The sequence below is a fragment of the Methylorubrum pseudosasae genome, assembly GCF_029504475.1.
GTDB lineage: Bacteria > Pseudomonadota > Alphaproteobacteria > Rhizobiales > Beijerinckiaceae > Methylobacterium > Methylobacterium extorquens.
In genome coordinates this window covers 303,524-323,720 of sequence record NZ_JAQGDU010000002.1, presented here as the reverse complement: position 1 = coordinate 323,720, position 20,197 = coordinate 303,524, and the positions used below count along the sequence as shown (strand labels likewise).

At 68.2% G+C, this 20,197-nt stretch carries 18 protein-coding genes; 13 read left to right on the top strand and 5 right to left on the bottom strand.

Annotated features, from left to right (window positions below):
• Positions 1 to 116 precede the first annotated feature (116 nt).
• Together M2437_RS02360 and M2437_RS02355 are read left to right on the top strand one after the other, a co-directional pair.
• A complete protein-coding gene (locus M2437_RS02360) occupies positions 117 to 368 on the top strand; it encodes a cysteine rich repeat-containing protein (RefSeq protein WP_003600629.1) in 252 nt (83 codons plus the stop codon).
• An 11-nt stretch (positions 369 to 379) separates the two neighbouring features.
• Positions 380 to 793 carry a DUF1236 domain-containing protein gene (locus M2437_RS02355; protein ID WP_253389255.1) on the top strand — a complete coding sequence of 138 codons (414 nt, stop codon included), beginning with the start codon at positions 380 to 382 and terminating at the stop codon, positions 791 to 793.
• Positions 794 to 1,062: 269 nt separating this feature from the next.
• Here M2437_RS02355 and M2437_RS02350 read toward each other — a convergent pair whose 3' ends face one another.
• A complete protein-coding gene (locus M2437_RS02350) occupies positions 1,063 to 1,284 on the bottom strand; it encodes a hypothetical protein (RefSeq protein ID WP_056117737.1) in 222 nt (73 codons plus the stop codon).
• An 850-nt stretch (positions 1,285 to 2,134) separates the two neighbouring features.
• Here M2437_RS02350 and M2437_RS02345 point away from each other — a divergent pair.
• Positions 2,135 to 2,344, top strand: coding sequence for a cold-shock protein (locus tag M2437_RS02345; protein WP_012252841.1), 210 nt, complete (start codon positions 2,135 to 2,137; stop codon positions 2,342 to 2,344).
• Positions 2,345 to 2,551: 207 nt separating this feature from the next.
• Positions 2,552 to 2,797, top strand: a complete 246-nt coding sequence (locus M2437_RS02340; RefSeq protein WP_012252842.1) for a hypothetical protein — start codon at positions 2,552 to 2,554, stop codon at positions 2,795 to 2,797.
• Between the two features lie 155 nt (positions 2,798 to 2,952).
• Here the strand turns inward: M2437_RS02340 and M2437_RS02335 are convergent, their stop codons facing one another.
• Positions 2,953 to 3,285 (bottom strand): hypothetical protein, encoded by a 333-nt coding sequence (locus M2437_RS02335; RefSeq protein WP_253389254.1) that lies wholly within the window; start codon positions 3,283 to 3,285, stop codon positions 2,953 to 2,955.
• Positions 3,286 to 3,639: 354 nt separating this feature from the next.
• On the opposite strand from M2437_RS02335, the gene M2437_RS02330 reads away from it, so the two are divergent.
• On the top strand, positions 3,640 to 5,598 hold the full coding sequence (locus tag M2437_RS02330; protein ID WP_253389253.1) for an alpha/beta hydrolase domain-containing protein: 1,959 nt from the start codon (positions 3,640 to 3,642) through the stop codon (positions 5,596 to 5,598).
• Between the two features lie 177 nt (positions 5,599 to 5,775).
• On the opposite strand, the gene M2437_RS02325 is transcribed toward M2437_RS02330, so the two are convergent.
• The 3 genes from M2437_RS02325 to M2437_RS02315 all read right to left on the bottom strand — a co-directional run bounded on the left by M2437_RS02325 (position 5,776) and on the right by M2437_RS02315 (position 10,857).
• Positions 5,776 to 6,507, bottom strand: coding sequence for a DUF4198 domain-containing protein (locus M2437_RS02325; RefSeq protein WP_253389252.1), 732 nt, complete (start codon positions 6,505 to 6,507; stop codon positions 5,776 to 5,778).
• A gap of 410 nt (positions 6,508 to 6,917) precedes the next feature.
• Positions 6,918 to 9,914 (bottom strand): PAS domain-containing protein, encoded by a 2,997-nt coding sequence (locus M2437_RS02320; RefSeq protein ID WP_253389251.1) that lies wholly within the window; start codon positions 9,912 to 9,914, stop codon positions 6,918 to 6,920.
• 310 nt (positions 9,915 to 10,224) lie between these two features.
• Complete coding sequence (locus tag M2437_RS02315) at positions 10,225 to 10,857, bottom strand: DUF1269 domain-containing protein (RefSeq protein WP_253389250.1); 633 nt, start codon at positions 10,855 to 10,857, stop codon at positions 10,225 to 10,227.
• 504 nt (positions 10,858 to 11,361) lie between these two features.
• Here M2437_RS02315 and M2437_RS02310 point away from each other — a divergent pair.
• The 8 genes from M2437_RS02310 to M2437_RS02275 all read left to right on the top strand — a co-directional run bounded on the left by M2437_RS02310 (position 11,362) and on the right by M2437_RS02275 (position 20,066).
• A complete protein-coding gene (locus M2437_RS02310) occupies positions 11,362 to 13,329 on the top strand; it encodes an oleate hydratase (RefSeq protein WP_253389249.1) in 1,968 nt (655 codons plus the stop codon).
• A gap of 299 nt (positions 13,330 to 13,628) precedes the next feature.
• A complete protein-coding gene (locus M2437_RS02305) occupies positions 13,629 to 14,672 on the top strand; it encodes a DUF2778 domain-containing protein (RefSeq protein WP_253389248.1) in 1,044 nt (347 codons plus the stop codon).
• Positions 14,673 to 14,954: 282 nt separating this feature from the next.
• The gene (gene ureE, locus M2437_RS02300; protein ID WP_253389247.1) at positions 14,955 to 15,419 is read left to right on the top strand and encodes an urease accessory protein UreE; all 465 of its coding nucleotides are present in this window, start codon (positions 14,955 to 14,957) and stop codon (positions 15,417 to 15,419) included.
• Positions 15,420 to 15,423: 4 nt separating this feature from the next.
• Positions 15,424 to 16,104 (top strand): urease accessory protein UreF, encoded by a 681-nt coding sequence (locus tag M2437_RS02295; RefSeq protein ID WP_253389246.1) that lies wholly within the window; start codon positions 15,424 to 15,426, stop codon positions 16,102 to 16,104.
• 13 nt (positions 16,105 to 16,117) lie between these two features.
• Positions 16,118 to 16,813: an urease subunit beta gene (locus M2437_RS02290; RefSeq protein ID WP_253389245.1), complete on the top strand. Its 696-nt coding sequence runs from the start codon at positions 16,118 to 16,120 to the stop codon at positions 16,811 to 16,813.
• A gap of 15 nt (positions 16,814 to 16,828) precedes the next feature.
• Positions 16,829 to 18,541 carry an urease subunit alpha gene (gene ureC / locus M2437_RS02285; RefSeq protein WP_253389244.1) on the top strand — a complete coding sequence of 571 codons (1,713 nt, stop codon included), beginning with the start codon at positions 16,829 to 16,831 and terminating at the stop codon, positions 18,539 to 18,541.
• Complete coding sequence (ureG, locus tag M2437_RS02280; protein WP_015821830.1) at positions 18,538 to 19,182, top strand: urease accessory protein UreG; 645 nt, start codon at positions 18,538 to 18,540, stop codon at positions 19,180 to 19,182. Before ureC ends, ureG begins: the two co-directional genes overlap by 4 nt.
• Positions 19,182 to 20,066, top strand: coding sequence for an urease accessory protein UreD (locus tag M2437_RS02275; RefSeq protein WP_253389243.1), 885 nt, complete (start codon positions 19,182 to 19,184; stop codon positions 20,064 to 20,066). The genes ureG and M2437_RS02275 overlap by 1 nt, the downstream gene beginning before the upstream one ends.
• Positions 20,067 to 20,197 lie beyond the last annotated feature (131 nt).

Sequence of the window (20,197 nt, the reverse complement as noted above, 5' to 3'; positions counted from 1 at the left end):
GAGACGGAAGGCCCCGCCAGCCCTTGAGCAGATTGGACCGCGGAGCACGCTTTCGAGGAACGATCCCATCCTCTCGATCATTCCTGCCCGCCCATATCGGGCTCAGGAAGCATTCGATGCCACGCCTCGCTACCCTCGGCCTGCTGCTTGCCGCACCGTTCGTCGTCGCCTCAGCCTCTGCCGCACCGGAGAGCAAGCGCGGTAACCCGGATCTCAAGAAGTACTGCACGGGCGACGCCTTGCAGTTTTGCGGAGGTATCGACTCCGATAGCCCCGAGATGGATGCCTGCTTCAAGAAGCATCGCGCCGAGCTGTCCGAGAATTGCCGCCGCGCGATCACCGCCTATGAAGCGTCGGGCGGCAAGTGAGCTATCCGTCGATGCACGCCAAACTCGCTACGATCCTCATCACGGTCGGGATTGGTATGGCCGCCTCCGCTCACGCGCAGGGGCTTCAGCGCGGCGCGCAGGAGGGGGCCGCGCGTGGGGAGGAGATGGCCGGTCCCCTGGGAGCCGTGGTCGGCGGCGCGATCGGAGCGGCCGTCGGGACGGCCAATGGCATTCTTGGCATCGACCGCCGGGAGCGATTTCGCATCTACGCTCGGGCCGAACGTCGTCCCTCCTTCGTCTCCCGTCTGCCGGTTCGCGTCGGCACCATCCTGCCCGACGAAGGTCCGGTCTACTACGACGTTCCGCGCGAGTTTGAGCTCAAGGGCTACAACTACACCATCGTGAACGATCACTCCGTGCTCGTCGAACCGGGCACGCGTCGTATCGTCGAGGTAATCGACTGAGGAGTGATCGACTGAAAAGGTCGCAGCCTGGATCGGCATGCAGCGCCGCGGGCTTGGCTCTTTCCCTTCTACGGGCTCAACGCGGCATGCCGCCGGCTCGAAAGTGATCGGGCCGTCGGACCCGTCATTGATTGTTAACCATGATGCCCCCATCTGAGGGACATGCCGATCGCGACCCTGTCGCTTGATCGGTCGCGGCCACGATGCCGGGATGGGGGTGACGCCGGATGTACGCGCACCTTCGTTCCAGCTTCCGTGGCCGTTCCTTTTCAGCGCCGGTCCGGATGACTTTGAGGCGCGTTCACAGCCTGCTCATCGAAGCGAAACGGAGCCGGTTCCGTACTGTCCACCAGCAGGCGGATCATCTCTGACCGGCTCTCCAGCATGATGGCAGGAGGTTCGCCGACCAGAGACCGCCAGCGGGCTACGAAATCCGCTTGAGGCAGATCGGCGAGAACGTCCAAGGTCGGCAACCTTGTCTCATCCGGCATACCGGCTCTCCTGTCTGGTGCGCCTATACGGCGTTGCTCGCGATTCCGTTTCGCCCCCCATGCCGAGAGGGTTAACAGCCCCTTTCGAGAAAGGGGCATCCGACCGGGCAGCAACAGGCGCCGGGTCTGAGGACGGCCCGGCTTGCTCCGTCGATCGATCATCCCCGGCAGGCCGAGGAGAAAGCCTCTCGTGAGGAGAGGCGGGCGACCTGCAGCACGGCCTCAGATTGGAAGTTCGGAAGCCTTGCACGTTCTCGTTCCCGGCCGAACCTGTGGCACCTGCGCGGAGTGCTGCCGAGTTCTTGAAGTCAAGGCGCTTGCCAAGCCTGCCGGAACCTTATGCGCGCATCAGACAGGCGTGGCATGCGGCATCTATCGGGATCGTCCAGCCGCCTGCGCCACCTGGCACTGCCTCTGGCGCAAGATCGGGGCTCTCCCGGATGAGCTGCAGCCCGACCGTTCAGGGGTGATGTTTTCGCTGGAAACGGCTCCCACGGCGGAAGACCCATTCCTGCGCGCCCGCATTGTCTGCCGGGCCGTGCATGGGCCTGACGCCTTCGAGCGGTGGGAGGCTGCCGAGGCGATCGACATGTTCGTTCGAGAGGGCTCGCTTCCGGTATGGACGGCCTTCGACTCCGTGACGTCTCTGGTGTACCCAGAGCCTGCCCATGCGGATCGGCTGCGGGACGCCATCAGGCATCCGCACCTGGCGATAAGCCAAGTCTGCGGGCAAGAGGCTGCGACCTGGAGGCTGAGGCTCGGCTACGGCGAGACGCCTCAAGAAGCCAACGGTTTGGAACAAAAGCCGCTCGGCGCGTTAAAGCCTCTGTTCGCCACAGGAGGAGCACACATGGCAACCGGTACGGTAAAGTGGTTCAACGAGACGAAGGGCTATGGCTTCATCCAGCCCGACAACGGCGGCAAGGACGTGTTCGTGCACATCTCGGCGGTCGAGCGCGCCGGCCTGCGCGATCTCGCTGAAGGGCAGAAGGTGACCTACGAGGTCGAGATCGACCGGAAGAGCGGCAAAGAGTCGGCCGGACAGCTCCAGGTTGCCTGATCGTCGGGCGCCTTAGGGTCGCCAATAAGGAAAGCGGTGGGCTGGCTTAGCGTCAGCCTACCGGCCTGGAGGGCGTTTGCCTTCTTCGATTTCCGGGCGCCCATGCGCTCGTGAAAGGGCTGTCCCTGCGACCAACTGCCCAGCTTGGGATCACCCGCCGATGAAGCGCGGTTGCCACCTCGCCTTCATACGGACCGGAGCCCCTGCTTGTTCAATCCTTTCATGACGTCCCTTCTGCTCGCGTTCGAGGCGCAGCGGGTCATCGAACTCCGTCTGGTACGGCTTGCCTGGGGCGGTCAGGAAGGGTGGGCCGAGATGAACTCGATGGTGTTCGAGAAGATCGCGGCGGCCACTGAAGCGACCACGACGTTGCTGACCGGCGGATCACACGAGGACGTGGTTGCCCGCTACCGTGAACACGTGGCTGCGAACACGGAGCGGCTGAGGGCGTAGCGCAGCCCCGACGAACCGGGAGATGCGCCGTCCAGGCCAGACCGGAAGTCCAGCTCTCCCCTGCGTGGCGGTGCTGTCACCGACGTCGTCGTGAACTGGCTCGCCGTTTATGGCGGGCCTCTCAAGTACGATGCTCGCTGGTGAAGCCCGTTCGCCTACCGGCCTTCGAGGCGGCAAGAGGGGGCTGTTTCGACGGGGCACGAGGCGGGCGGCTCTCGGTAGATCCGCACTCCGGGCGGCTCATCGCCGTTTTCCAGCGCATTGCGACGCTCTTCCTCGGCGTAGTCCCAGCTCCACTCGTCGGAGTGCTCCCCATCCAAGACGACGCCGGCCCGGCAGCCCCAGCCATGCTTGCGGGCGATCTGGGCCTGCTCGTAGGTGACGGTGAAATAGCCGTACTCGTGAAGCTCTCGGTCACGGCAGAGGATCTTACCGTCAGCCGTCACGATATCGCCCGGCTTCGCACCTTCCGGCAGTGTCGATGTCATATTTGGTTCCTACGCGTCGTGCCTCAGCACGATCATACCGATCCAACGGGTGCGTGGAACAGGTCACCGAGCAGATTCCTGCAAAATAACGACAATCAGAATGGGCACCGATGCGCTGCCTCGTGGTCGAGCCCGTGGCATTGGTTGCTGCACCGGCCACCGATGGAATGCCTCGGTGCGCTCGAAGTCCTCACTCGGCCATCGAACGCGCCGCTCGAACTGAAGAGCGTACAAAGCAGCGCGCAGAGCCAACACAGAGAGAAAACGAGGCGCAGCCCGGCATCCCTCTCGACGTCTTTCCCCTGACATGCTTGCTGAGAACACCGGCCAGCACGAGCCGGACAGGGAGCAAACATGCGCAACGGTTGGGTTGTGGTCGGCGCACTTGGCTGCGCCCTCGGCGCTGCGCCGGCTCATGCGGGCATCACCGGCATCGAGATCGCCAGCGTCGAGCCTTTTGCCGATGGCGCGGAGTTCGGATCAGCCGGAAGCTACGAGCGTGTCGTCGGCACGGCCCGTGGCGAGTTGGACCCGGCCGATCCTGCGAATGCCGGCATCGTCGACATCGCCCTGGCGCCCCGCAACGCCCGCGGCATGGTCGAGTACAAGACCGACCTGTTCATCCTGCGGCCCAAGGATCCGGCCCGAGGCAGCGGAACGCTCTTGTTCGAGGTGCTGAACCGGGGCCGCAAGTTCCTCTTCAACTGGGTCCTCGACGCACCGGCTCAGGCGGCGCAGGCGGTCAACGATCCCAAGACCGCCACCGATGCCGGGACCGGGCTCGTGCTACGCCGGGGCTACACCATCGTCTGGTCGGGCTGGGAGGCGGACGCACTGCGCCAGCAGGGCGGTATGGCGATCGACGTGCCGGTGGCCACGCGCGGCGGCAAGCCGATCGTCGAGGTCGTGCGCGATGAACTCGTCAGCGCGACCCGAGGCCCGCCGGAGGCTCCGTTCTACCTTTCCTTCAAGACAGCCAGCCCGGACAAGGCCGAGGCGCGCCTCACCGTTCGGCGCCGAGAGGCCGACCCGCCGCGGCCAGTACCGCCGGACGCCTGGCACTACGCGACGCCGCGTCAGATCGAGCTTCTGCCGAAGGGCACCAAGCCGCTGCCCGGCTCGCTCTACGAATTCACGTACCAAGCCACCGAGCCGAAGGTGCTCGGGATCGGTTTCGCCGCCACGCGGGACGTGGTGGCCTATCTCCGCAGCGAGGGCGGCGCGGCCAATCCGGCGGGTGGCGCGATCCGGCACGCCCTCGCGCTCGGCATCTCGCAGAGCGGGCGCTATCTGCGCGACTTCATCCAACAGGGCTTCAACCGGGACGAAACCGGCAAGCGGGTGTTCGACGGCGTCCTGTCTCACATCGCGGGCGTGGGCGGGGTGTTCCTCAACGCCCGCTTCGGTCAGCCCTCACGCACCAACACGCAGCACGAAGACCACCTCTACCCGGAGAACACCTTCCCGTTCTCGGCCACCACCCAGCACGATCCCGTCACTGGTCGGACGGGCAAGCTGCTGCGGGATGACGGATTCGACCCTCTGTTGATCGAGGCCAATACCGGCACCGAGTATTGGCAGAAGGGTGCCTCTCTCCTCACGACCGATCCGGTTGGCCGCACGGATGTGCCGCTGCCCGACACGGCGCGCGCCTACCTGGTCTCGAGCGGCTTCCACTATGGGCGTGCCGGCCTGGGCTCGACCAAGGGCCCCTGCACGAACCCACGCAGCAGCCTGAACCCGGCCCCGGCGGTCCGGGCGCTGCTGGTCGCGCTCGAGGAGTGGGTGAAGGACGGTAAGGCACCCCCGGAGAGCCGTGTGCCGCGCCTCTCCGATCAAACCCTCGTCGAGGCGGCTGACATCGGCTTCCCGTTCATGGTCGGTGTTCCCGTTCCGACAGCACCGAATGCGATCGCGCGCTTCAGCACCTACGTGGATCCGCACCCGGAAAGCGGCCCGCAATATCGCCCGCTGGTCCCGCGCGTCGATGCCGACGGCAACGAGGTGGCCGGCATTCGCCTGCCGGCGGTTGCGGCCCCGCGTGCCACCTTCACCGGCTGGAACCTGTATGCCGATCCGTTCCCCGCCGGTGCGCTGTGCGATCGCGAGGGTAGCCAGATCCCGTTCGCGCGCACCCGTGCCGAACGGGACACGGCCGGCGACCCCCGCTTGTCCCTTGAGGAGCGATATCAGGACGCGGGTGCCTACGTTGCGGCCGTGACGAAATCCGTCGATGCACTCGTGTCGGATCGCCTGCTGCTGCAGGAGGACGGCGATCGCATGATCGCGGCGGCGCGACAGGAAACGCCGTAGCGGACGACCTTTCGCGGATGCCGGCGCCATTCGCCGGCCTCCGCGCCCGACCTCACCCCGATCGAACGGGCTTTCGCCAAGCTTCAAGGCGCTACGGCGCCAGAGGGCACCCAAGCAGGACCATGAACCGGTGACGCCGGCCATCGAGGCCGGCGCCACCGGATGCCGTTCCTGCGCTCAGTTGGTTTTCGGATCGGTCACGGTGAAGGCGAGCGTCGCGCCGTAGCTGTCCGCGTCGGCCAACGCCGGCGTCTGCGAAGGGGTCACGCGGTGCGCGACACCGAGCACCTGCGGGCCGGCACTGCGCAGCGAGACGACCGCGACGCCGTCCGCGTCGGTCGTGGCGCGGGCCTGATCCGCCTCGCTCTTGAAGTTCACGCCGTCGGTGGCGACCACGCTGGCGCCGTCGAGCGGGCGGCCCTCGAACAGCACCCGCACCCGGATCTTGCCCGAAGCCGCGGCGGGCTCCTCCAGCGGAACGATCTCCAGCGGTTGGCCGACGATCTTGTCCCACGGGGCCGTCGGACCGGACACGGCCTTGGCGAACTTCACCGACCAGAGGCTCTTGTCGGCCTGCGGCAGCATTCGCTTGCTGGCGTTGCGGTAGCTGCCGTCGGGCAGGCGCACCCAGTAGCCGTTGTCGTAGGACGCCGCGACCAGCGCATCGCCGTCATGGGCGGCCTTGAGCACAGGTGCCGCACCGGTCTGCAGCTTGGCGTTCAGGGTCACCGCGCCGGACGGCTCGTGGGCGGTCAGGCTCATCAGCTTGGCCGCGCTCGGCAGTTCCGGCTCGTGGGGATGCCCGTAGAGGATCTGCACCCCGCCGCCGACCGGATTGATCCAGAGGTCGTGGGCGGAAGCCGGTGCGGCAAGGGCGAGGAACGCGGCGAGGAGGGCGGTGTGTCTCATCGTGGAGATGCTTCCCGTTACGGAATTTCGGGCGATGCCGGCCGGCCGCGGCAGACCGATGAAGATCGCGGCCGCCACAGCCGGTGGCGAGACCGTAGCCTGCGGGTTCGGCGTCGGCCCCGAGACGGTCGTCGCCGACGTCATAGAACCGCACAGCGCGATGACCCGGATCTCCAACGATTCCGCGGCCGCCGGATGGATGGCGTCGCCTGCAAGAGGTGTTCACCCCGAACGGCACCGGCCGATGCGCGCCGGTGCGTCAGGAGTGGCGACGTCGTGTGCGCCGGGGCTCAGCGCCTCGGATCGACACGGGATCGCAGCGGCCCAGTATGCACAAGCTAGGCCATTTTACACCCATGCACGGCCCGCGCAGATCCCGGCGTCTTGCCGTGAAGCGGGCACCTAGTCCCTCAGGCGGCGACCTCGGCGCGCGGCTCCTGCATCGATGCGAGGGGGGCTTCCAGGCGGCAGACGAGGCCGGTCGGCGCGTAGGTGAGCTTGACCTCTCCGCCGACCTCGGCGGCGAAGCTGCGCTCGATCAGGCGCGAGCCGAAGCCGCGGCGCGAGGGCTGGCTCAGGATGGGCGGGCCGCCCTGCTCGGACCATGTCAGGCAGAAGCGGGGAGCCTCGTCCTCGTGCACCACGTGCCAGCGCAGTTCGACGCATCCCGTCTCGTTGGCGAGGGCGCCGTACTTGGTCGCGTTGGTGGCAAGCTCGTGCAGGGCCAGCGCAAGCGAGAGCGCCGCCTTGGCGCCGAGCAGCACGCTCGGTCCGCTCGCGCGGATGCGCGCCATGGCAGCGCCGCGATGGACCGCCAGAGCCCCCTCCACGACTTCCGCGATCGGCGCCTCGGTCCAGCTCGACCGGGTCAGGATGTCGTGCGCGCGGCCGAGCGAGATCAGGCGCGCGGCGAAAGCCTCGCGGGCCGCATCGAGATCCGGGGCGTTGCGGAGGGTCTGGCTGGCGATCGCCTGAACGAGGGTGAGCGTGTTCTTGACCCGATGCTGCAACTCGCCGGTGAGCAGGCGCTGGTGCTCCTCGGCCCGCTTGCGCTCGCTGATGTCGAGCATCGCCCCGATCATCCGCACCGCCGCCCCGTGCCCGTCACGGATGACGTAGCCCCGGTCGAGGATGTCGGCATAAGTGCCGTTCGCGCGCAGGAAGCGGTACTCGTCGCTCCAGGCGGTGCCGGTCCCGTCGATGACCGCGTGGATGGACGTGTCGATCCGCGCCCGGTCGTCGGGATGGATATGGGTGATCCACCAATCGCCGGTCGGATCGACCGCCTCCGGTGGATAGCCGTAAGCGACCGTGAGCGCTTCGTTCCAGAGGACTTGGTTGGTCGCGAGGTTCCAGTCCCAGATCGCGTCGTTGGTGGCGCGCGCCGCGAGGCGGTAACGCTCCTCGGTTTCGCGCAGGGTCTGCTCGGCCCGCCGGCTCTGCGTGACGTCGCGCACGGTGCCGATGAAGCGCACGGTGCGGCCGCCGGCGACGAAGGCCTGTCCCTTGGCGGCGACCCAGCGCTCGATGCCATCCTCCAGCCCGATGGTCCGGTAGGCGATGTCGTAGGTGCCGCTGCCGGCCGGATCGAGCGCGGCCTCGACCGCCCGATCGACCCAGGCCCGGTCATCCGGATGCAGGCCGGCCAGGAACACGTCGTAGGCGACCGGCGCCTCCGGTCCCAGGCCGAACAGCGCGCGGGTGCGCGCGTCCCATTCCAGCGTGTCCGTGACGAGGTCGTAGTCGAAGATGCCGGTTCCGGTCGCCTCGACGGCGAGGTGCAACTGCTCCCGCGCCCGGCGCAGATCCTCGTCCGCCTGCCGACGGTCGTGGATGTCGCTGTTGCTGCCGAGCCAGCCGACCACCGCGCCGCTCGCGTCCCGGCGCGGCTCCGCACGGATCAGGAACCAGCGGTAGGTTCCGTCGCGCGCCCGCAGGCGTGCCTCGGTGTCGTAGACGGTCTCGTGGGTGCGGGCCGCCTCCCAGACCTTGAGCAGGCCGTCCACGTCGTCCGGGTGGATCGCCTCACCCCAGCCGAGGGGTAGCGCCTGCTCGGGGGTCTGGCCGGTATAGGCGTACCAGCGGTCGTTGAGGTAGCTGAGGCTGCCGTCCGGATTCCCGAACCAGATGATGGCCGGGGACAGTTCGGTGAGCGCCGCGAAGCGCTCCTCGGCCACCTTGCGCTCGTGGATGTCGAGGGTGGTGCCGATCCAGCTCCTGAGATGCCCGGCCTCGTCGCGCACGGGCCGCGCCCGCGACAGGAACCAGCGGTACTGCCCGTCGGCGCGGCGAAGGGGGAACTCGACCTCGTAGCCCCCCCGGCTTCGCGCCGCGGCAAGCCACGCATCGCGAACGCGCTCGCGGTGATCGGGATGGATCACACCCATCCAGCTCGCCTCGCCGGTCTCGCCGGGGGGCAGCCCCGTATAGTCGTACCAATAGGTGTTACAGTAAGTGACGCGGCCGGCCTCGTCGCCGAACCAGACGACCTGCGGGCTGACCTCGACGAGAGAGCGGTAGCGCAACTCGCTCGCCTGCAAAGCCGCCTCCGAGGCGCGCTGCCCAGTGCGGTCGCGCAGGATCTTGAGGAAGCCGATGAGCCCGCCGTCCTCGGCCGTCAGAGGCATCATCTCGCCCGAGGCCCAGAAACGGGTCCCGTCCTTGCGCATGTGCCAGCGCTCGTCCGGGGCGCTGCCGGCCTCCGCGGCCAGGCGCTTCTCGACCGCGGGCCGGTCGCCCGCCCGATCCTCCGGCGTGAAGAACGGATCGACCGTCCGGCCCAGCATTTCGGCCTCGGTCCAGCCGAGGATACGCTCGGCGCCGGTGTTCCAGCGCGTGACGCGGCCTTGGGGGTCCATGGCCACGATCGCGTAGTCAGTAGCGCTGTCGAGGATGCGCTCGTGCAGCAGGCGCTGCTCCGCCTGCTCACGCAGCGAGCGGCGCAGTTCCATCTGCGTCATGGCCTGGCGGGCGAGCCGCATCAGGCCGAGGCGCTGCCGCTCCGAGAGTTCGCGCGGGCGGGTATCGAGGACGCAGACAGTCCCGATCGGCTGCCCCTCGTCGGTCCTCAGCAGGGCGCCGGCGTAGAAGCGCAGGCCGGGATCGCCGCTGACGAGCGGGTTGCCTTCGAAGCGCGGGTCGCGCGCGGTGTCGGGCACGTAGAGGAAGTCGTCGTGCAGGATCGCCTGCCGACAGAAGGAGGTTTCGAGCGGCGTCTCGCGCACACCGAGGCCGACCTCCGCCTTGAAGAACTGCCGCCCGTCGCCGACGAGATTGACCACCGCGATCGGCGCCTCGCACAGCTCGGCGGCGGCCTCGGCGATCTCGTCGAAATCCTGCTCGCGCGGGGTGTCGAGCAACCGATAGCGGTCCAAGGCACGAAGGCGCGCAGCCTCTTGCTCGCTCATCGGGGCGGGATTCATCGTTCGGACAGGCTGGGGCTCGACGCAGTGTTCCACCATGGAGGTCCGGCGGAGGCGAAAGTGAGGCCGGGCCTCGTTTCGACGGGAAGGCAGTGCCTCACCGGGCGGCGGCATGAGTCACCGCCGTCACGCCCATCCCGGTCGGGCCGCTGCCGACGGCCGGATGCGACGGCTTATGCGCCTTCGCGACAGGGCCCGCCGACTACCCGCCCGCGACGGGCCGGCTGCCTCCATCGGCCAGCAGGATCGGCGGCGCGGTTGCCGACGGCCACGGCCGGCTGCGCGAGCGCCGCGATCAAGCGCCGTCGGCGGGGCCGGAGCCCCCGGGAGGCGGCGCGCCGCCTCCACCCGAGGCCGGAGCACCCGTGCTGCCCGCGGACGGTTCGGCCGACGCGCCGTCACTTCCGGGCATCGACACGTCAGGCTGCGACAGGGCGGCCTGCAGGCGGCTCTCCTGCTCCGGCGAGAGCGAGGAGCGGATGACGCGCCCTCGGAACTGCGACATCTCCGCGAGCACCTTCTCCGGCTGTGCCTTGCGCACGAGGATGAACAGCGCCGAGGTGTTCGGCTGCACCGCCTCGGCGACGGAGCGGATGAAGTCATCGTTGATGCCGTAATCCGCAAGCTTGCCCGACAGGGCGCCCGCGCCCAGTCCGAGGGCGGCCCCCGTCGCGAGGCCGAGCAGCGGGTTGAGGAAGACGAGGCCGACCAGCGAGCCCCACATCGCGCCCCAGATACCGCCGGAGGCGGCCCCGGCGCCGACCAGATCGACGCTCTGCTTGAGTCGCAGCTTGCCGTCAAGGCTCCGGATGGCGACGACCGCATCCTCGAGATCGATCAGATATTCCGTCTGCAGGCGGGCCAATTCGTTCAGAGCGCGATCCGCCTCCTGCGGATCCTCGAAGCCGATCACCACGAGTTCTGCCATCAATCCTCCTCGATGAACACGTGCTGGCGGGGATTCCCGAGGGCAGCGAACCCGGACCGTCCCATCGCCTGAACAGTCCCGCAGCGCATCGATGCCGCGGCAGCGGACGACGTGATCCAGACTTGTTGAATGAGAGGAAGCTTTGCAGCTCTTCTCTCTGCACAGCCTTTCGCTGGGATACTTGCTGCGCCATCCCCTCGGGAAACCATCGCTCACCGCGAATTCAGCGCTAACACAGGGGATGCACGGCCCGATTGCGACACATCAATGCCGACGCATCGGACTCATGGCCAAACAGGCCGGCTTTCGGGCTCAAAAAACCGCTTTTGCAGCAGGCCCTACGCTGGCGATCACGAGCCGATCACCCGCCTGACTGTCTCTCACGAAACGCCCGCTGCGCCGCCGTGCCCGGAGGGGGACGATCGGTGATCGCGCGTTTCGTGAGGCCCTCTTAGTCCGTCACGCCGGCCCTCTGACGCCGGCCGTCCTCTCGGGAGACGCGCAATGGCCGGAGCCATTCCAGGCAAAGAAGGTCACGATTTCGTCGTCGAAACCGATGCATCGGCTGCCTATTGGCACAATCGCCCTGCCAATACGCTCCCGCCCCCCGACATGATGGGCGCCTACATGCGCAACCGCCCGGTGCTGGGGCCGCGGGTGGAGGGGCGCAAGGCCTGGATCATCGGCGGCGGCATCGCCGGGCTGGCGGCCGCATTCTACATGATCCGCGACGGCGGCATGAACGGCCAGGACATCACGATCCTCGACGCGCTGGACGTCGAAGGCGGCTCGCTCGACGGCGCTGGCAACCCGGAGGACGGGTACATCATCCGCGGCGGCCGTGAGATGAACTGGAACTACGACAACCTCTGGGACATGTTCCAGGATGTTCAGGCGCTCGAACTCCCGGAAGGCTACAGCGTCCTCGACGAGTACCGGCTCGTCAACGATCACGATCCCAATTACTCCAAAGCCCGCCTCATGCATGAGCAGGGGCAGATCCGCGATTTCTCGAATTTCGGCCTCACGAAATCCCAGCAATGGGAACTGATCCGCCTCCTGCTCAAGCGCAAGGAGGATCTCGACGACATCACGATCGAGCAATATTTCAGCCCGGAATTCCTGGAGACCAATTTCTGGTTCTTCTGGCGATCGATGTTCGCCTTCGAGAACTGGCAGAGCCTGCTCGAGATGAAGCTTTACATGCACCGCTTCCTCGACGCGATCGACGGTCTGGCGGATATGTCGGCGCTCGTCTTTCCGAAATACAACCAATACGACAGTTTCGTCCGGCCGCTGGTCAACCACCTCATGGCGCGCGGTGTGACCGTGCGGTTCGGCGTGCGGGCGTATGATCTGGCCATGAGCGTCGATGGCGATGCCCGCACCGTCACGGGTATCCACGTCAAAACGAAGGGCAAGGAGGACGTCATTCCCGTCGAGAACCGGGACGTGGTCTTTGCTCTGACGGGCTCGATGACCGAGGGCACGGCCTATGGCGACATAGATCAGGCGCCGATCCTCGAACGCGGTCGGCACGATCCGGGCCAGGACAGCGACTGGGCGTTGTGGAAGAATTTGGCTGAGAAATCACCGGTCTTCGGCAATCCCGCGAAGTTCTACGGCGACATCGACAAGTCGATGTGGGAATCGGTGACGCTGACCTGCAAACCCTCGCCCCTGGTCGAGCGGCTGAAGGAGCTGGCGGTCAACGATCCCTATTCGGGCAAGACGGTGACAGGTGGCATCATCACCTTCACGGATTCGAACTGGGTGCTGAGCGTGACCTGCAACCGTCAGCCGCACTTCCCGGAACAGCCAAAGGACGTGCTGGTGCTCTGGGCCTACGCGCTCCTGATGGACAAGGACGGGAACCACGTCCGGAAGCCGATGCCCGCCTGTACCGGCCGGGAGATCTTGAGCGAACTTTGCTATCATCTCGGCATCGCCGACCAATGCGAAGCCGTCGCTGCCAACACCAAGGTGCGGTTGGCGCTGATGCCCTACATCACGGCGATGTTCATGCCCCGCGCGGCAGGCGACCGGCCGCATGTCGTGCCGAAGGGCTGCACGAATCTGGGCCTGATGGGCCAGTTCGTCGAAACCTCGAACGACATCATCTTCACGATGGACAGCTCGATCCGCACCGCGCGCGTGGCCGTCTATACGCTGCTCGGCCTGCACAAGCAGGTGCCGGATATCAGCCCTGTACAGTACGATATCCGAAACCTTCTCAAAGCGGCGCGCGCCCTGAACAACAATCTCCCATTCCCCGGCGAACGTCTGCTGCATCGATTATTGGGCAAGACCTATTACGCCCATATCCTGCCGCCCCTGCCGGCCTTGGAGGGCCCGAGCCGCGAAGCGGCCCAGTTGGACCTGCGACATCTGCTGGGGAGGCGCCGTCACGCCTTGAGCGCGATCGGCGAATCTTTCGAACACATTCGAGGCTATCTCAAATCACAGAAATAAGTGCAGCGCTCGGGTTCTCAGTTTGGCGCCAAATTGACCTCGGGATCGGTCCCGCGCTGCCGGACCCTCCCGTCCCTCGGCATCATCCCTCCGCCTTTCCCGCGATCATCCGGCCCAAAGTCCGCTTCGGTTTTACCCCCGCCCGACCATGATCTCGCCCCAGAATCGCCGAGCGCGACGGCGCACTTGGTTAACGAGACATTGACCGGCCGAGGGATGCGCGTCGCAGAGCGCGTGCGTCGGCGGGGCGGTTCAGGACCGGGGCGGAGGCCGCTCCCGGACGGGAATTCGGGCGGCGCATGGCACATCCTCTCCTCTCGTGGGCTCTCCCCTCGGCCGCCTATCTGAGCGCGGCCCTGATCCTGGCCTCCTCCGCGCCGTTTGGACGGATCGATCTGCCACCGCTTCAAACGGTGGCGGTCCCCGTTGCGGCCGACCCGGTGCCGGATGCCCCCGAAGAGACGGTCGCCGCGATCGCGGAGAAAGCGCCGGAGGCCGCACCGGACGCCGCGGCGCCGCCGGCCGAAGCTTTGACCGAATCCTTGGCCGAGTGGATGCCCCAGGCGTTGCCCGCCCCCACCGAGGTGCGCTTCGGGACGGCCTCCCTGTTCTGGCTTCCGAACGAGGCACCGACGGCGGCCCTCGCGCAGGTCGTGCCCCTGCCCGTGCGCCGCCCGGCCGAGCTGACGCGCCTCGGGGCGGCGGACGCCCTGCGCCGGGCCGAGCGGATGGTCGCGCGCCGGTCCACGGTCGCGGTGGCGCCGGCCCAGGTCGAGGACACTCGCACCTTCTTCGAGAAGCTGCTCGGCGTCGAGAAACCCGCCACGCCGGCCCCCGCCCTCGCCTACGCGGCCCTGGAGAACGGCGCCGCCGAGTCCGCCGCCCGCCGGGCTCTGACCACGCCCCTGCCCGCCGCGCCGCCCGTCGGCGAAGGCGGCATCGCGGTCTATGACATCAGCGCCCAGAGCGTGGTTCTACCGAGCGGCGAACGGCTGGAAGCGCATTCCGGCCTCGGCGAGAGCATGGATGATCCGCGCTACGTCCATCTCAAGATGCGCGGTGCCACCCCGCCGGGCACCTACGACCTGACCGAGCGCGAGGCGCCGTTCCACGGCGTGCGAGCCCTGCGCCTCACGCCCGTCGGCGGCAGCGAGGCGATCCACGGCCGCGTCGGACTGCTCACCCACACCTACCTGCTCGGGCCCAACGGCGCCTCGAACGGCTGCATCTCGTTCAAGAATTACGACCGGTTCCTGCAGGCCTATCTGCGCGGCGAGATCCGCCGCGTCGTGGTCGTTCCGGGTCGCGGCCGGGACGCGAACCCTCTGGTTGCATCGCGCTAGAGCCACCGACCTGATTGTATCAGGCCGGCGACTCTCGGTCCTTGTGCTGACGCGCATTCTTGCGACGAACCGTGACCACTTCGTCGGAATGCGCGCTGAGCGCGCGCCACACCGCCCGCTGCTTTCTTTGCGAGAAAATTTAATTCTCAATACGCTCGATTCTGGCGCGATCCTCGCTTAGGATCTTGGGAGTTGGTGGGAACCGCCCTGCGGTTTCGGCACCCCGAGGACAGCTCCGCCCCCGCACCGGGCGGGGCGGCGTGTGTATCGGAGTCGTGGCGTATGCGTGTGATCCAACGCGTTCTGGGCAGCCGGTCGGAGGCTGGTCTCGCGGAGCGCCTGCATCACCTCGAACATCACGGCGCGGTGGACATCCTGCGGGTGCCGAGCGCCGACGTGGCCCGGCGGCGCCTGCGGGCGACGACGGTGGCCGGCGAAGAAATCGCGCTCGCCCTGCCACGGGATCAGGCGCTGTTCGACGGCGCGGTGCTCGTCCTTGAAGATGGTCACGCGCTTGTCGCCCGCGTGGGCACCGAAAGCTGGCTGCGGCTCGTGCCGCGTTCCACCGCCGACGCGCTTGAACTCGGCTACCATGCCGGCAACCTTCACTGGCGGGTCCGCTTCGACGGCGCGGCGATCCTCGTCGCGCTGGAAGGGCCGGCCGAGGATTACCTCGTACGCCTCGGCGCCCTGGTCGAGGAAGGCCGCGTCGCCCATTCCATCGGCGCGGCGGCCGAGGAGGCCTGAGGCCTTGCTCGCCGCCCTCACCGCGCTCCAGCAGGCCGACACGGCCTTCCCGAGCGGCAGCTTCGCCTTCTCCAACGGCCTCGAAGGCTTGGTCGCCGAGAACCCGGCCTTCGATGAGGCGGCGCTCGCCCGCACCGTCGCGGCGGCCCTGCGCTTCCGCTGGGCCGAGACCGACCGGGTCGCGCTGATCCTGGCCCACCGCACCGGCGGCGCCATCGAACGCCTCGCGGCCATCGACGCGGCGGTCGAGGCGGCCTCACTGGCCGAGCCGATGCGGGTCGGCAGCCGCCGCAACGGCGCCTCACTGCTGGCCTCGCACGCCCGCCTCGGCACGCCGGGCGCCGCCGACCTGCGCGCTTCCGTGCGGGCGGGCCGGCTGCTCGGTCATCTTCCCACGGTCCAGGGCGCATTGTGGCCGGCGCTCGGCCTCGACGAGCGCAATGCTGCATCCGTCTCCGGCTATCTCTTCGCCAGCGGGCTCACCTCGGCCGCGGTGCGGCTCGGCGCCATCGGGGCGATCGAGGCGCAGCGGGTGTTGGGGGGCGCGCTGCCGCTGATCGCCGAACTGCTGGAGCAGCCCGTGCCGGAACCGGGGGGCGCCGTCGAACTCACCGGCTTCACCCCACTGATCGAGATCGCCGCCATGCGCCAAGCCCAGGCCGAACTCCGCCTGTTCGCGAATTGAAGGAGCCGCGCCGATGCTGCTGACGCCGACCGAACTCGAACGGCTCACGATCTTCACCGCCGCCGAACTCGCCCGCAAGCGGCGGGCGCGGGGGCTCAAGCTGAACTACCCGGAGGCGGTGGCGATCATCACCGACGAGATCCTGGAGGGGGCCCGCGACGGGCGCTCGGTCGCCGACCTGATCGGCTGGGGCTCGACCATCCTGACCACCGGCGACGTGATGCCGGGCGTCGCCTCGATGATGCCGATCCTGCAGGTCGAGTGCGTCTTTCCCGACGGCACCAAGCTCGTCACCGTGCACGAGCCGATCCGGCCCGCGGAAGGGGCGGAGCCCGACACGCTGGAGCCCGGCGCGATTCTGCCGGCGGAGGGCGAGATCGAGCTTGGTGCCGGGCGCCCGCGGGTCACGATCGAGGTCGTCAATACCGGCGACCGGCCGGTGCAGATCGGCTCGCACTACCACTTCTTCGAGGTCAACCGGGCGCTCGATTTCGACCGCGCCAAGGCGCTGGGCTTTCGCCTCGACATCCCGGCGGGCACGGCGGTCCGGTTCGAGCCGGGCCAGCGCAAGAGCGTGACGCTGGTGGGGTTCGGCGGCGAGCGCGAGCTCACCGGCCTCAACAACCTGACACAGGGCAAACTCGACACCGACGCGGCCCGCGCCGACGCGCTGGGGCGCGCCAAGGCCCGTGGCTTCAAGGGCGCCTGAGGGAGACGCGGAAACATGGTCACGATCCCAAGGCGCGATTACGCCGCCCTCTACGGCCCCACCACCGGCGACGGCGTGCGGCTCGCCGACACCTCGCTTATCGCAGTGGTCGAGCACGACCACGCAGTCTACGGCGACGAGTGCCTGCATGGCGGCGGCAAGACTCTTCGGGATGGCATCGGGCTCGCGCCCGGCGTCACGGCGGCGCAGGGCGCGCTCGACTTCCTCCTGTGCAATGTCCTCGTCATCGATCCCGTCCTCGGCATCGTGAAGGGCGATCTCGGCATCAAGGACGGGCGCATCGTCGGCCTCGGCAAGGCCGGCAATCCGGCGATCATGGACGGCGTCGATCCGCGCCTGATCGTATCGGCCGGCACCACGGTGCGCGACTGCGAGGGGCTGATCGCGACGCCCGGCGCCATCGACGTTCACGTGCATTTCGATTCCGCCGGCCTGCCCGATCACGCCATCGCCTCAGGGATCACGACGCTGCTCGGCGGCTCGCTCGGGCCGATCACCGTCGGCATCGATTCCGGCGGGCCGTTCAACACGGGAAAAATGCTCCAGGCGGCCGAAGCCTGGCCCGTCAATTTCGGTTTTTTGGGAAGGGGCAACACCCACAAGCCGGCGGCCTTGAAGGAACAGCTTGAGACCGGCGTGCTCGGCCTCAAGATCCACGAGGATTGGGGGGCGATGCCGGCGGCGATCGATGCCTGCCTCGGCTTTGCCGACGAATACGACTTCCAAGTCCAGCTCCACACCGACACGCTCAACGAGTCGGGCTTCGTGGAGGACACGCTGGCGGCGATCGGCGGCCGCACCATCCACATGTACCACACGGAGGGCGCGGGCGGCGGGCACGCACCCGACATCATCCGCGTGGCAGGGCTGCCCCACTGCCTGCCCTCCTCGACGAACCCGACCAATCCCTACACGGTCAACACGTTCGACGAGCACCTCGACATGACGATGGTGTGCCACCACCTCAACCCGGCTCTGCCGGAGGACGTGGCCTTCGCCGAGAGCCGCATCCGCGCGCAGACCATCGCGGCCGAGGACGTGCTGCACGATATCGGCGCGATCTCGATGCTCGGCTCCGACAGCCAGGGCATGGGCCGCATCCACGAGGTGATCTGCCGGACATGGCAGCTCGCCTCCAAGATGAAGGACCAGCGCGGCGCCCTGCCGGAGGAGCGGCCGGGCTTCGGCGACAATGCCCGGATCAAGCGCTACATCGCCAAGTACACCATCAACGCCGCGCGCACCTTCGGCATCCAGGAGCACATCGGCTCGCTGGAGCCCGGCAAGATGGCCGACATCGTGATCTGGCGCCCGGCCTTCTTCGGCATCAAGCCGGAACTCGTGATCAAGGGCGGCTTCATCGCCTGGGGCGCCATGGGCGATTCCGCGGCCTCCCTGATGACCTGCGAGCCGATGCTGATGCGCCCGCAATGGGGCGCGTTCGGGCTCGCCAAGCAGGGCCTGTCGGCCTGCTTCGTCCACCCGCTCGCCATCGAAGGGGGACTGCGCGAGAGCCTTGGCCTGCGAAAGAACCTGCTGCCGGCCCGCGGCACCCGCACGCTGACCAAAGCCGACATGCTCTGGAACGACGCCTGCCCGGAGATCCGGGTCGATCCGCAGACCTTCGAGGTCTTCGTGGACGGGGAACTCGCCACTTGCGAGCCCGCAACCGTCCTCCCGCTCGCCCAACGCTACATGCTGCGATGACCGCTTCCCCCTCCCCTGCCCTCCCTGAATCCGTCACCGCCGCCCGCATCGGCATCGGCGGCCCCGTCGGTTCGGGAAAGACCGCGCTGATCGAGCGGCTGATCCCGGCGCTTCAGGCCCGCGGTGTCGATCTCGCGGTCGTCACCAACGACCTCGTCACCAAGGAGGATGCCGAGCGCCTGCGCCGCTCCGGGCTGATCGATCCGGCCCGGGTCGAGGCGGTGGAGGCCGGCGCCTGCCCGCACACGGTGATCCGCGAGGACCCGACCCTCAACATCGCGGCAGGCGACGATCTGGAGGCGAAGTTTCCGGGACTCCAGCTCCTGATCTTTGAGTCGGGGGGCGACAACCTCGCCTCGACCTTCTCCCTCGATCTGGTCGATTGGTGGATCTTCGTGATCGACGTGGCGGGTGGCGACGACATCCCGCGAAAGCGCGGCCCCGGCGTGCTGCGCTGCGACCTCCTCGTCATCAACAAGACCGATCTCGCACCCCATGTCGGCGTCGATCTGCCCGGCATGCTGGCGGAGGCCGCCCGAGTCCGGGGCGCGAAGCCCGTGGCCGCCACCAATGCCCGCTCCGGCGAGGGCGTCGAGGCGGTCGCCGACGCGATCTGCCGCGCCGTGCTGTTCGCGCCCTGATGGCCCTGTCGCTGGACGGCCTTCCCGAAAAACCCGCCCCGGCCGAGGCACCCTCCCCTCCGGTCGGGCGCCGGGTGCAGGCGTCCCTCGTCTTCGCCCGCGGCGGGGGCACCACCGTGCTGTCGCGGCAGGTCGCGCCCTACCCGTTCCACATCACCCGCGCCTTCCGGATGCATCCGGAGAGCCCCGACCTCGCAACCCTCTACCTGCAATCGGCCTCGGGCGGCCTCTACGCCGCCGACCACCTCACCCTGGCGATCGCCGCGCGGGCCGGCGCACGGGCGCATGTCACGACCCAGGCCGGCACGGTCGTGCATCGCGGCGGCCCCGAACCCTCGCGCCAGGAGACGCGGCTCACCATCGCCGCGGATGCCTTCCTCGCACTCAATCCCGATCCGCTGATCCTGTTTCCGGGCGCCCATCTCGCCGTTTCCACCGAGATCACCGCCGAGCCCGGCGCCCGCGCCATCGTCACCGAGAGCGTCGCCTGTCACGACCCCGCGGGCGAAGGCCGTCCGTTCGGCCGGCTCGATCTCGGCCTGACGATCCGTGACCCCGAGGGCCGTGCGCTGGTGCGGGAGCGCAGCCGCATCGACGGGAGGGCGTTTACGGCGCCGGATTCGCCGATGGGGCCTCACCGCGCCTACGGCACGATGGTCGTGCTCGGCGCGCCCGACGACGCGCGCCTGGCCGGTCTCCATCTGAGGCAGGCGGCCGACGCGGCGGGCTGCCTGACCGGCGTGAGCCCGCTGCCCAACGGCGCGGGACTCGGCCTGCGCCTGCTCGCCCCGGACGGCGGTGCGCTGTCGGCGGGCATGGATGCGATCTTCCGGATCGTGTTCGAGACCTTGAGCGGGTGCGCGCCCGGCCGGCGCCGAAAGTAGAGATTACCCCGAAACGACCAGCCGGACGGCACATCGCGAGAAATATGGGCAGGCCGCCCAGCAATTCCCCTTGATACAAATCGGTTTCCTGAGACGAAATACGCACGGGGGCATCGGCCTCGTCTGGCGGC

Coding starts and splice junctions, on each gene's coding strand:
- M2437_RS02350 (WP_056117737.1), bottom strand. CDS start 1,284: ATGCCGGATGAGACAAGGTTGCCGACCTTGGACGTTCTCGCCGATCTG.
- ureG (WP_015821830.1), top strand. CDS start 18,538: ATGACCGCTTCCCCCTCCCCTGCCCTCCCTGAATCCGTCACCGCCGCC.
- M2437_RS02275 (WP_253389243.1), top strand. CDS start 19,182: ATGGCCCTGTCGCTGGACGGCCTTCCCGAAAAACCCGCCCCGGCCGAG.
- ureE (WP_253389247.1), top strand. CDS start 14,955: ATGCGTGTGATCCAACGCGTTCTGGGCAGCCGGTCGGAGGCTGGTCTC.
- M2437_RS02325 (WP_253389252.1), bottom strand. CDS start 6,507: ATGAGACACACCGCCCTCCTCGCCGCGTTCCTCGCCCTTGCCGCACCG.
- M2437_RS02345 (WP_012252841.1), top strand. CDS start 2,135: ATGGCAACCGGTACGGTAAAGTGGTTCAACGAGACGAAGGGCTATGGC.
- M2437_RS02305 (WP_253389248.1), top strand. CDS start 13,629: ATGGCACATCCTCTCCTCTCGTGGGCTCTCCCCTCGGCCGCCTATCTG.
- M2437_RS02310 (WP_253389249.1), top strand. CDS start 11,362: ATGGCCGGAGCCATTCCAGGCAAAGAAGGTCACGATTTCGTCGTCGAA.
- M2437_RS02335 (WP_253389254.1), bottom strand. CDS start 3,285: ATGACATCGACACTGCCGGAAGGTGCGAAGCCGGGCGATATCGTGACG.
- M2437_RS02330 (WP_253389253.1), top strand. CDS start 3,640: ATGCGCAACGGTTGGGTTGTGGTCGGCGCACTTGGCTGCGCCCTCGGC.
- M2437_RS02320 (WP_253389251.1), bottom strand. CDS start 9,914: ATGAGCGAGCAAGAGGCTGCGCGCCTTCGTGCCTTGGACCGCTATCGG.
- M2437_RS02315 (WP_253389250.1), bottom strand. CDS start 10,857: ATGGCAGAACTCGTGGTGATCGGCTTCGAGGATCCGCAGGAGGCGGAT.
- M2437_RS02355 (WP_253389255.1), top strand. CDS start 380: ATGCACGCCAAACTCGCTACGATCCTCATCACGGTCGGGATTGGTATG.
- ureC (WP_253389244.1), top strand. CDS start 16,829: ATGGTCACGATCCCAAGGCGCGATTACGCCGCCCTCTACGGCCCCACC.
- M2437_RS02290 (WP_253389245.1), top strand. CDS start 16,118: ATGCTGCTGACGCCGACCGAACTCGAACGGCTCACGATCTTCACCGCC.
- M2437_RS02360 (WP_003600629.1), top strand. CDS start 117: ATGCCACGCCTCGCTACCCTCGGCCTGCTGCTTGCCGCACCGTTCGTC.